Origin of the sequence: Mesorhizobium sp. M1A.F.Ca.IN.020.03.2.1 (genome assembly GCF_004023205.1) — a bacterium.
In the GTDB taxonomy this organism is placed as follows: domain Bacteria; phylum Pseudomonadota; class Alphaproteobacteria; order Rhizobiales; family Rhizobiaceae; genus Mesorhizobium.
In genome coordinates, this window is sequence record NZ_RZSV01000199.1 from 1 (window position 1) to 10,310 (window position 10,310).

At 63.8% G+C, this 10,310-nt stretch carries 16 protein-coding genes; 10 read left to right on the forward strand and 6 right to left on the reverse strand.

The features are described from left to right. On the reverse strand, positions 1 to 520 hold a 520-nt coding region (locus EOA79_RS24700), incomplete at its 3' end, for a polyprenyl synthetase family protein (protein WP_206639262.1). Between the two features lie 128 nt (positions 521 to 648). On the opposite strand from EOA79_RS24700, the gene EOA79_RS24705 reads away from it, so the two are divergent. The 3 genes from EOA79_RS24705 to EOA79_RS24715 all read left to right on the forward strand — a co-directional run bounded on the left by EOA79_RS24705 (position 649) and on the right by EOA79_RS24715 (position 2,353). Beyond that, complete coding sequence (locus EOA79_RS24705) at positions 649 to 1,356, forward strand: transglycosylase domain-containing protein (protein ID WP_095824190.1); 708 nt, start codon at positions 649 to 651, stop codon at positions 1,354 to 1,356. 153 nt (positions 1,357 to 1,509) lie between these two features. Beyond that, positions 1,510 to 1,692 (forward strand): 50S ribosomal protein L32, encoded by a 183-nt coding sequence (rpmF, locus tag EOA79_RS24710; protein WP_006203806.1) that lies wholly within the window; start codon positions 1,510 to 1,512, stop codon positions 1,690 to 1,692. 259 nt (positions 1,693 to 1,951) lie between these two features. Next, the gene (locus tag EOA79_RS24715) at positions 1,952 to 2,353 is read left to right on the forward strand and encodes a hypothetical protein (RefSeq protein WP_095782517.1); all 402 of its coding nucleotides are present in this window, start codon (positions 1,952 to 1,954) and stop codon (positions 2,351 to 2,353) included. A gap of 34 nt (positions 2,354 to 2,387) precedes the next feature. On the opposite strand, the gene EOA79_RS24720 is transcribed toward EOA79_RS24715, so the two are convergent. Continuing rightward, positions 2,388 to 2,906: a helix-turn-helix domain-containing protein gene (locus EOA79_RS24720; RefSeq protein WP_095799818.1), complete on the reverse strand. Its 519-nt coding sequence runs from the start codon at positions 2,904 to 2,906 to the stop codon at positions 2,388 to 2,390. Between the two features lie 95 nt (positions 2,907 to 3,001). On the opposite strand from EOA79_RS24720, the gene EOA79_RS24725 reads away from it, so the two are divergent. The 4 genes from EOA79_RS24725 to EOA79_RS24740 all read left to right on the forward strand — a co-directional run bounded on the left by EOA79_RS24725 (position 3,002) and on the right by EOA79_RS24740 (position 5,392). Beyond that, complete coding sequence (locus tag EOA79_RS24725) at positions 3,002 to 3,826, forward strand: alpha/beta hydrolase (RefSeq protein ID WP_095824048.1); 825 nt, start codon at positions 3,002 to 3,004, stop codon at positions 3,824 to 3,826. Between the two features lie 91 nt (positions 3,827 to 3,917). Continuing rightward, entirely contained in the window at positions 3,918 to 4,574 is a 657-nt protein-coding gene (locus EOA79_RS24730) for a glutathione S-transferase family protein (protein ID WP_095799819.1), read from the forward strand. Between the two features lie 6 nt (positions 4,575 to 4,580). After that, positions 4,581 to 4,916, forward strand: a complete 336-nt coding sequence (locus EOA79_RS24735) for a metalloregulator ArsR/SmtB family transcription factor (RefSeq protein WP_095799820.1) — start codon at positions 4,581 to 4,583, stop codon at positions 4,914 to 4,916. Positions 4,917 to 4,927: 11 nt separating this feature from the next. Further along, positions 4,928 to 5,392, forward strand: coding sequence for an SRPBCC family protein (locus tag EOA79_RS24740; protein WP_127334723.1), 465 nt, complete (start codon positions 4,928 to 4,930; stop codon positions 5,390 to 5,392). A 23-nt stretch (positions 5,393 to 5,415) separates the two neighbouring features. On the opposite strand, the gene EOA79_RS24745 is transcribed toward EOA79_RS24740, so the two are convergent. The 3 genes from EOA79_RS24745 to EOA79_RS24755 all read right to left on the reverse strand — a co-directional run bounded on the left by EOA79_RS24745 (position 5,416) and on the right by EOA79_RS24755 (position 7,267). Next, positions 5,416 to 5,691 carry a metalloregulator ArsR/SmtB family transcription factor gene (locus EOA79_RS24745; RefSeq protein ID WP_067319326.1) on the reverse strand — a complete coding sequence of 92 codons (276 nt, stop codon included), beginning with the start codon at positions 5,689 to 5,691 and terminating at the stop codon, positions 5,416 to 5,418. 31 nt (positions 5,692 to 5,722) lie between these two features. After that, a complete protein-coding gene (locus tag EOA79_RS24750) occupies positions 5,723 to 6,970 on the reverse strand; it encodes an MFS transporter (RefSeq protein ID WP_067002026.1) in 1,248 nt (415 codons plus the stop codon). A gap of 102 nt (positions 6,971 to 7,072) precedes the next feature. Beyond that, on the reverse strand, positions 7,073 to 7,267 hold the full coding sequence (locus EOA79_RS24755) for a DUF1192 domain-containing protein (RefSeq protein WP_067002029.1): 195 nt from the start codon (positions 7,265 to 7,267) through the stop codon (positions 7,073 to 7,075). Positions 7,268 to 7,376: 109 nt separating this feature from the next. Here EOA79_RS24755 and EOA79_RS24760 point away from each other — a divergent pair, with 109 nt between their 5' ends. The 3 genes from EOA79_RS24760 (at position 7,377) to EOA79_RS24770 (ending at position 9,780) form a co-directional block, all read left to right on the forward strand. Then, complete coding sequence (locus tag EOA79_RS24760) at positions 7,377 to 8,387, forward strand: NAD(P)H-quinone oxidoreductase (RefSeq protein WP_127334721.1); 1,011 nt, start codon at positions 7,377 to 7,379, stop codon at positions 8,385 to 8,387. Positions 8,388 to 8,682: 295 nt separating this feature from the next. Continuing rightward, positions 8,683 to 8,823, forward strand: coding sequence for a DUF1127 domain-containing protein (locus tag EOA79_RS24765; protein ID WP_067002031.1), 141 nt, complete (start codon positions 8,683 to 8,685; stop codon positions 8,821 to 8,823). Between the two features lie 255 nt (positions 8,824 to 9,078). Beyond that, the gene (locus tag EOA79_RS24770) at positions 9,079 to 9,780 is read left to right on the forward strand and encodes a DUF1013 domain-containing protein (RefSeq protein ID WP_095799823.1); all 702 of its coding nucleotides are present in this window, start codon (positions 9,079 to 9,081) and stop codon (positions 9,778 to 9,780) included. 65 nt (positions 9,781 to 9,845) lie between these two features. Here EOA79_RS24770 and EOA79_RS24775 read toward each other — a convergent pair. Then, positions 9,846 to 10,310: WYL domain-containing protein (locus tag EOA79_RS24775; RefSeq protein WP_128293384.1), on the reverse strand; the 465-nt coding region annotated here is incomplete at its 5' end.

Below are 10,310 nucleotides of genomic sequence, written 5' to 3' on the forward strand. Positions count from 1 at the left end.
CCTCGAGGTCGAGCGTCTGGCCGCCGACCATGCCGCCGGTTCCGGCGGCGCGGGCGAGCGCCAGCACCAGCGCCGCCCGCCGCTCGGCCGGCAACGCCGTCGCCTCGTCGGCGATGATGTCGAAGGCCAAAGTCAACAGCGCGTCGCCGGCAAGGATCGCGGTTGCCTCATCGAAAGCTTTGTGCACCGTAGGCTGGCCGCGGCGCAGATCGTCGTCGTCCATGGCAGGAAGATCGTCATGGATCAGCGAATAGCAATGCACGCATTCGAGCGCGGCGGCGACGCGCAGCGCCGCCTCGTCATTTGCCGAAAACAGCGCCGCGCTTTCCATCACCAGAAAAGGGCGGAGCCGCTTGCCGCCGTTGAGCACGCCATGGCGCATCGCCGCCATCAGGCGTTCCGGCCGGGCGATCTCGCCGGAGAGCAGAGGCGCATCGAAGACCTGCCGCAGCAGGACCTCGACTGCTGCGGCGCGCGTAAAAAGCGCGGATTCGAAGGCCACCTGGTCGTCTTTCAACATGGCCGGACCGGTAGCCGACACTCAGACGTTGCGCAAGCAGCCTCGCGCCATTATGCCGAAGTAGCGGGTGGCACGGGTGGGGCGACTTGACGGAACCGATCGTCGAACATGAAAGCGAAGGGCTGGACATGGCACGGCCGCGGCGCCTGAACCGCGCCGGTCTCAAGCGCCTTGGCCGGCGCTGCCTGGTCGCGGCGATCCTGCTGGCCGCGATGCCGGTCGCGCTCACCTTTCTCTATCTGCCGCCCTTCGTGCATCCGGTTTCGACGCTGATGCTGAAGGATCTTGTCACCTTCTCCGGCTACGACCGGCGCTGGGTTTCGATCGACGATGTGGCGCCGGTGCTCATGCATTCGGTGATCATGTCGGAAGACGGGCAGTTCTGCTTCCATCGGGGCGTCGACCTCGGCGAATTGCGCGGCGTGGTCGACGATGCGCTTGCCGGCGAGGCAACGCGCGGCGCCTCCACCATCACCATGCAGACGGTGAAGAACCTGTTTTTGTGGTCGCGGCCGCTCGGCAGCGTGCGCAAGGTCGTCGAGCTGCCTCTGGCCGTCTATTTCGATGCGGTGATGTCGAAGCGCCGCATCATGGAGATCTATCTTAACATCGCGGAATGGGGGCCAGGCATATACGGCATCGAGGCGGCCGCGCAGCATCATTTCGGCGTCTCGGCCAGGCAATTGTCGCGCCGGCAGGCAGCGTTGCTTGCCGTCAGCCTGCCCAACCCGATCGCGCGCAATCCGGCCAGGCCAGGCCCGGGTTTGAGGCGTCTCGCCAATCTGATCGAGCGGCGCGCCGGGCGTTCGGGCGCCTATGTCGGTTGCCTCGAATAAGATGAAGCGGCGCCGGCTCAAAAAAATTCGTGCCAGTGCTGGCCAAAACGGCGCAAGGCGTGTATAGGCACCCGACTTTCTCAGATTATGGCCTCGATGCGGCCCTTTCGCGAGGGTTGCCGGGGCATTTTGACCATGTAGTGGAGCATATCCATGGCCGTTCCGAAAAGAAAAACTTCTCCGTCGAAGCGCGGCATGCGCCGCTCGGCCGACGCCCTCAAGGCCCCGACCTATGTCGAGGACAAGAATTCCGGCGAAATGCGCCGGCCGCACCACATCGACCTGAAGACCGGCATGTATCGCGGCCGCCAGGTGCTGGAGCCGAAGGAAAGCTGAGAAGCTTGCACGGGAAAGCTGAGAAGCTTCCATGGTTGTGACGTTTTCAGAGGACCGGCCGCTGGCCGGTCTTTTTGATTCTGGCGACGGATGAAGGTCCTCGCGTTGGCTGGGCACGAGCCGCCGAAAAGGCAGCGGAAAAACGGCTGACATCGTTATTTCATTAGGATTTAGAGCGTGTTCGGCGCCATCGCCGAAAAGCCTTGACGGCGTGCCCGCCGCGCCTTTTACAAAAGGGTGCCTCATTGGAGACGCCCAGATGTTCGGTGCCATCCCGCTGCTGATCGTGCCCTTCGTCCTCTACAACCTCGGACTGCTCGGCCTGTTCGGCGGCGGCGACGATCCGTGGACGATCGAAATGTTCTCGTTCCGGATGATGTCGGGCGGCGTCTTCTCGATGACGCTCGGCGACCTGATGGTGCTAATCGGGCTGATCTTCCTCTTCGTCGAGATATCGAAATCGGTGCGCACCACCAATGCGTCGATCCTGGATCATCTGTTGTCGACGCTGGTCTTCATCGCCTTCCTGGTCGAGTTCCTGCTGGTGAAGGGCGCCGCGCATTCGGTCTTCTTTTCGCTGATGATCATCGCGCTGTTCGATGTGCTGGCCGGCTTCTCCGTGTCGATGCGGTCGGCAAGCCGGGATATCAACTTAAACTAGGATTGCACCCGGCGACCCGCGGTCCAAAAAGCCGTCAACCTGCGGCGGCCTGAGGCTTGCGGGCGACAACCGCCTCATAGGCGGTCTGCAACTGCCGGCGCACGGTCGGCGTGCCGGGCGGCGTCTTCACCGGCGCTCCAAGATGTTCGTGGCGCAATTCGTCCATGAACCGATCCCACAACGGCGGGCCGCCTTTTTCGAGCAGCTCGGCTCGGATCGACAGCTCCTCGCTGACCGGCAGCCAGACGCGGCCCCAGGCGCCGAGATGCGCCATGATCGGCACAAGGGTAATTGCCATCTCGGTCAGGCTGTAGATCGCCTTCTGCTTGTGGCTGGGATCGTCCGCCTTGGTCAGGAGGCCGAGCTCCATCAGCCGCTTCAGCCGATCGGCCAGGATGTTGGAGGCAATGCCTTCGATCGAGCCGTTGAGCAATTCCCGAAAATGTCGCCTGGCGCCGAAGATAATGTCGCGCAGGATGATCAGGCTCCAGCGGTCGCCGAAAACTTCCAGCGACAGATTGATCGGGCAGCCGGAGCGGTGCTCGGTGTTCATGCCAGTCTCCAAAACCGGTTGCAATATGATATCAGCCTGCTTATCGTGCAACTGATTGCAATATGCAAGCAGATTGGGAGATGGAGGAGAGAAGAATGACCATCTTGCCTCGCCCTGAGATCCATTCGGAAAGCTTCGGCGATCCGGCCGACCCGGCGATCCTTCTGATCATGGGCGCCATGGCCTCGATGCTCTGGTGGCCGGAAGCCTTTTGCCGGGCGCTTGCCGAGCGCGGCCGTTTCGTCATCCGCTACGACAATCGCGACACTGGTCTCTCGACCAAGTACACGCCGGGCGCGCCGCCTTACGGGTTCGAGGACATGGTCGATGATGCCGTCCGTGTGCTCGACGATCACAATATCGCCAAGGCGCAGGTCGTCGGCATGTCGATGGGCGGCATGATCGCGCAGATCGTGGCGCTGAAATATCCCGAACGGGTCAGCGCGCTGACCGTGGTCTCCAGCTCACCGCTCGGTGTCGATACGTCCGGTTTGCCTGTGACGAGCGAGGCCTACCGAGAGCATTCCGCCGAAGGTGCCGATGTCGATTGGTCGAACCGGCAACAGGTGATCGACTTCATGGTCAGGGGCGCTCGCGCAATCGCCAGCACCCTGCATTCGTTCGACAGCGAACGGACACGTGCGATGATCGAGGAGGACTACGATCGGTCCGGCGGTCTCGCCAGCGCCACCAACCACTTCCTGCTGAAGAGCGGCGGCCCGGAGCGGCGAATAAGGGATTTGACCGTGCCGCTGCTCGTCATCCACGGCACTACCGATCCGCTCTTCCCGATCGAGCACGGCGAGGCGCTCACCGCCGCGGTTGCCGGCGGCAGGCTGGTGCGGATCGAAGGCGGCGGCCACGAACTGCACCGCAACGATTGGCCGCACATCGTCGAAGCAATCGCCGCATTTGGCTAGCCCGGCGGGATTAGGATTGACACCAGCGGTCTGCGAAAATAGTTAAGTGATCACTTCAGTATTGCCTCGACCTCCGCCGACAGGAGAAAAAATGTCCCTGACGCTGTATTTCCATCCGCTCGCTTCCTTCTGCTGGAAGCCGCTGATCGCGGTCTACGAAAACAACACGCCGTTTGCGCCGCAGATCGTCGATCTCGGCGATGCGCCGTCGCGCGCGGCTTTCCTGAAGGTTTCGCCGACGGGCAAGATGCCGGCCCTGCGCGATGACGCGCGGGGCCGCACGGTTATGGAATCGACCATCGTAATCGAATATCTCACCGCCTACTATCCCGGGCCGGTCGAGCTCATTCCCGCCGACGTCGACCTCGCCATCAAGGTGCGCCAGGCAGACCGCTTCTACGACTTCTACGTGCAGGAGCCGATGCAGAAGATCGTCGGCGACCGGCTGCGGCCGCAAAACAAGACCGATCCGTTCGGAGTCGAGCAGGCGCGCGAGCAGCTGCGCAATTCCTACGCCATCATCGAACGGGAGATGCAGTCAAAAACGTGGGCGGTCGGCGACCATTTCACTTTGGCCGACTGCGCCGCCTCGCCGGCGCTGTTTTACGCCAACAAGGTCGAGCCGTTCGGCGACAAATTCCCCGCCGTGAAGCGCTATCACGACCGTCTGCTCGAACGGCCGAGCTTCGCCCGCGTGATCGAGGAGGCGCAGCCCTATTTCAAGTTCTTCCCCTACAATAATGGCTAGGCCTCGATGCTGCATGATCCCGCCCAGCTCGACCTGATGTTCCAGGCGCTTGCCGATCCCGCCCGGCGCCAGATGGTGGAACGTCTGTCGCGCGGACCGGCATCGGTCAGTCAGCTGGCCGAGCCGCTGGCGATGTCGCTGTCGGCCGTCGTCCAGCATCTCGCCGTTCTCGAGACGAGCGGGTTGGTGAGCACCGAGAAGCTTGGCCGGGTGCGAACCTGCCGGATCGAGCCAAACGCATTGCGGGCAGCCGAGCATTGGATCAACGAGCGGCGACTGGCCTGGGAACGCCGGCTCGACCGGCTCGGCGATTTTCTCACGGACATCACCGACCAAACCTGAAGGGGCCCGTCATGACCGAACGATCCGTCGTCCATTCCACCTTCGTCATCGAACGCCACTATCCGGCGCCGCCCGAAAAGGTCTATTTCGCGCTCAGCGATCCGGCGGCCAAGAAGCGCTGGTTCTTCGATCCCGACAACCCGATGCCGAGCCGGCATGAAATGGACTTTCGCATCGGCGGCAAGGAGGTGAATGCCGGCTGCCCGAGCGACGGGCAGACGCATTTCTTCAACGCCGTCTACCAGGACGTCGTGCCGAACAAACGCATCGTCTACAGCTATGAGCTGCTGTTCGGCGAAACCCGAGTCTCGGTTTCGCTGGCGACGATCGAGCTTATCGCGGAAGGCAAGGGAACGCGACTGATTCTTACGGAGCAAGGGGCCTTCTTCGACGGCATCGACTCGCCGGCCACGCGCCAGCATGGAACGGGCGAACTGCTCGACGCGCTTGGCGCGGCGCTGCAGGCAGCGAACTGAGGCCTCCGGCTGGTGGCCAGCGGTCACTCTCCAGGGGAGAGTTCCCAAAATTGATCCAGCCAGACATTCAGCCTGAGGAAGCCGGCGGTGCTGACGGCGTAGACGCGTCTGGTGCCCTCGGCCCTGGCTTTGACCAGACCGGCGTCGAGCAGGACTTTCAGATGCTGGGAAACGGCCGGGCGCGAAACCGGCAAACCGGCCGCCAACTCATTCACCGTCTTGGGACCGCGCCGGAGCTCTTCCAAGAGATAGCGCCGGTTGGGATCGGCTATCGCCACGAAAGCGTCGGAAAACATCATGCCTCATTTGTGGGGCAAAGTTCCCCAAATCTCAACCATCGGTTTCAACCTTTGTGCGCGGGTCGAGCCGCAAGGCTTCCGGCGTGACGGCGCGGTCGGCCGGCTGCGTCTTGAAGGCATCGCGGTTCTCGATCGGAACCGGCGCGCGGGCGCGGATGCGGAGCAGGGTGTAACCGGCAAGGCAGAGATGCGCGAGCGCGGTCGCAAGGAAGAGCGCTTCGGGGCGCAGCCAGCCCATCAAAGCGGCGGCCAGCAGCGGTCCGATCATGGTGCCGAAGCCATAGAGCAACAGCAGGCCGCCGGAAACCTTGACGAAATCCTCCGCCCGCGCGTGGTCGTTGGCATGCGCGACGGCGATCGAATAGAGCGTGTATGCGAAGGCGCCGTAGGCGGCCGTCAGCAAGATGACGAAAACGCCGGAACGCGGCTCGACCAGAAAGACCAGCACGGCAAACAGTGCCGCGCCGAAGGCTGCGCCCGCCAGCACGAAACGGCGGTCCGTGGTGTCGGATAGCCGGCCCGCGGGAAGCTGCATGGCCGCGCCGGCGATGACCACCAGGCTCATCATGAGCGCGATCTCGGCGGTAGAGATGCCGATGCGGGCGCCATAGACGGCGCCGAGCGTGCCCCAGGCGCCATTGGCTATGCCGATCAGAAGGCAGGCAACCGCCGACACGGGCGAATTGGCGTAGAGGCCTTTGACGTCGAGCTTGACATCCTGCAGCGGCTTCGGATGCGACTGGGTCGACACCGCAGTCGGAAGGAGCGACAGGCAGAACAGGATGCCGGTGATCATGAACAGCGAGGCCGATTTCACATCGCCGCCGGCGACGATCATCTGGCCGCCCATGATCGAAGCATAGGTGACCATCATATAGAGGCCGAAGACGGTGCCGCGATTCTCGTTGGTGGCCTTCTCATTCAGCCAGCTTTCGATGACCATGAAGGCGCCGGCCATGGTGAAGCCGGTGAAGGCGCGCAGCAGGATCCAGAAATACTCGTCGATGATGAGGCCGGTGAGGAGCGCAATGATTGCGCCGGAGGCGGCGAAGGCGCCGAACGCCCTGACATGACCGGCACGGCGCACCAGCCGCGGCGCGAAGAAACAGCCAGTGACGAAGCCGCCCGCCCATGCCGTGCCCATCAGGCCGAGCGAGGCGGTCGAGAACCCCTCAAGCTGGCCGCGCAGCGGCAAAAGCAGGCCATGCAGGCCGGAGGCCGCCAGCAGGAACGCGGTGCCGCGCAGCAGCGAGAGGATCGGTCGGTAGGTTGCGAACATAGGCTGATCCGGCTGGTAATTTCGAAGCGCAGGTCTGTTTGAGGGTGCAGCTCTGGCAGTCGCTTTCAGGCTTTTCCGGGGCGGCTGGCCATGCAGCCAGGATTATCCGCGGCGAAACAGTGCCTCGGCGGCGGATTTGGTGGCGCCCCTGGCGGCCCGCTCAGCTTCCAGCCTCGCGATCTCTTCGCGCAGCAGGTCAATGCGCTCGGACAAATCATCGACAGACAGCAGCGACAGATCCTGTCCGATCTCGTGTGGGCGGGGCTTCTTCCTGGGTTCGTCGTCGAAGATCGCCATCGTCGCTTCTCCCTGATTTCACCATTTGCCTGATTTGGTAATGAGCATACATAGGGCAGGGATGCCGATGCAAACAGCCGGCCAGCGGCATGAGGAAACGGGACAATTCATGGCAAGCGGACAGCATATTCCGGCAAAGATGACGGCGATCGCAATCTCGCAGCCTGGCGGTCCCAGGGTGCTGAAGCCGGAGACGCGCGACGTGCCCACGCCCGGCCCCGGCGAGGTCCTCATCCGCGTGCACGCGGCCGGCGTGAACAGGCCCGACGTGCAGCAGCGCAAAGGCGCCTATCCGCCGCCGCCCGGCGCCTCGGACCTGCCCGGGCTCGAGGCGGCCGGTGAGATCGCGGCGCTCGGCGACGCGATATCGCGCTGGCGCACCGGCGACCGGGTCTGCGCGCTGACGCCGGGCGGCGGCTATGCCGAATATGTCAAGGTCCACGCCGGCAGCGTGCTGCCGATCCCGGCGGGCTTTACCTATTCCGAGGCCGCGGCCGTGCCGGAGAACTACTTCACCGTCTGGCACAACGTGTTCGAGCGCGGCGAGCTGAAGAAAGGCGAGACGCTGCTTGTCCATGGCGGCTCGTCCGGCATCGGCACGACGGCCATACAGCTCGCCTCGGCATTCGGTGCCTATGTCGTCACCACGGCCGGCAGCAAGGAGAAGTGCGACGCCTGTCTTGGGCTCGGCGCCGACCGGGCGATCAATTATCGCCAGCAGGACTTCGTTGCCGAGGTCAAGGACGCAACCGGCGGCCGGGGCGCCGACGTCATCCTCGACATGGTGGGCGGCGACTATGTGGCGCGCAACTACGACGCCGCGGCCGTCGAAGGACGCATCGTCCAGATCGCCGTACAGGCCGGTGCGGTCGCCAGCACCGACTTCGCAAAGCTCATGGTCAAGCGCCTTGTCCATACCGGCTCGACGCTTCGGCCGCGCACCGTCGAATTCAAGGCAGCCATCGCGGCGGCGCTCGAGGCTCAGGTCTGGCCGCTGCTCGGCACCCGCAAGGTCGCTCCGGTCATGGACATGATCTTCCCGCTGACGGAGGCATGGCGGGCGCATGAGCGGATGGAGGAGGGCGAGCATATCGGCAAGATCGTCCTCGACGTCGGCTAGGATGCGCCCGATATAGGTGAGGCCGGCCTGCAAGCAATTGTGTCCTGCGCTTCCGCTGCTCACGTACTTTAAGTACGTTCCGCTCCGGTTTGCGGACCAACCGTTTTGGGCTTGGCCTGACCTGAATCCGCGACGCATCCTGGTCGTTCGGATCCCTGACGAGAGACTGAACAAAGGCCTAATGCTGCAATGCACAAAATGCATTGCCGCCATGCAAAAGAGTCCGTTCAATTCGTAGGCAAGGGTGCCTATTTACGCGGCATCGAACAACTGATCCCGTGAATGGAGGACTGAAATGAACCCGATCCGCGCTTTCCGCAACTGGCGCCTCTACAATGAGACGGTGCGTGAGCTGAACAAGCTGAACGCCCGCCAGCTGAACGACCTCGGCATCAACCGCGGCGACATCGAGCGTATCGCTCGCCAGGCTCTTTGATTTGAAGCACGACCCGGCCGCAAGGCTGGGCCGTAGTCTCGAAGCCAGAGCCGTCGCAGACGCTTGCTCGTCTCCGGTTCCGAACCCGCTGGACTCCGTCCGGCGGGTTTTGTCTTTTTGGGTCCCAGCTGCTCCCCTCCCAAAAACATTGCGAAATCGTGACGGAGCGTTTATACAGGCCGCGAATTTCCCATTTTGGTGGCTCTAAAACCACCGCCCGCGCGGGAACGCGGGCGAACGAGAAGGATTTTTGACATGGCCAATACGCTGCTGATGCCCAAGGCCACCGCCGTCTGGCTGGTCGACAACACCGCGCTCTCCTTCGAGCAGATCGCGCAGTTCTGCGGGCTGCATCCGCTGGAGGTCAAGGCGATCGCGGACGGCGAGTCGGCGCAGGGCATCAAGGGCATGGACCCGATCATGACCGGCCAGCTCACCCGCGACGAGATCGCGCGCGGCGAGAAGGATCCGAACCATCGGCTGAAACTCTCGGACCCCAAGGTGCGGGTGCCGGAATCGAAGCGCAAAGGCCCGCGCTACACGCCGCTGTCGAAACGCCAGGACCGGCCGAACGCCATTCTCTGGCTGGTACGCAACCATCCCGAACTCAAGGACGCGCAGATCGCGCGGCTGGTCGGCACGACCAAGTCGACGATCGAGCAGATTCGGGAGCGCCGGCATTGGAACTCGGCCAATCTGCAGCCGATGGATCCGGTGACGCTGGGCCTGACCTCGCAGATCGACCTCGACATGGAAGTCAACCGCGCCTCGCGCGGCCGCGAGCAGGCACAGCCGGCTGCCGGCGACACGCTGCTGCCGGCGGCGCTGACCGAAAGGCTGACGCCGGCTCCGGAGAAGCCGAAGGACGAGGATCAGGAGCTCGACGCCAATGCCGTGTTCGCCAAGCTTTCGGCGCTGAAGTCGAAGGACAAGAAAGAAGACGGGGAAGAGGAGTAAGGTCTCCCAGCCCGACAAAAAAGCCCGCTTCGCGCGGGCTTTTTTGTCGGCCGTGCCTGGGGAGGTCAGGTCCGCGCCGCTCGATCGGGCGCCATGCCGTAATCCTCGCTGCGTTCCACGGCGCGGTAGAAGTCGGCGAGCTGCTTGCCGCGCTCCGGCTTGTAGATACGCCCGGCAATCACCACCGAGGCGATGCGGTCGATGCGGAAGGCGCGAAAATCGTCGCGCATCTCGCACCAGGCGACCAGGGTCCATACCTTGCCCCAGAACCAGAGGCCCAGGGGCCGGATGTCGCGCGCCGTGCCGCGCCCGGCTTCGTCCGAGTAGTCGATGGTGAGCACCTGGCGCTTCTCGATGGCGCGCTCGATGAGGTCGATCGCCTCGCGCGCGGCATCGCTCACCACCCACATCGGCGTGTGGATCTCGGTGCGCGCGATGCGATCCTTTTCCGTGTCGGGCAGCACCGCGCCGATCTTGACCAGCGCCTCGTCGGCGGCCCTTGCCATCGCCGCGCCGCCAAAGGCGCGCAC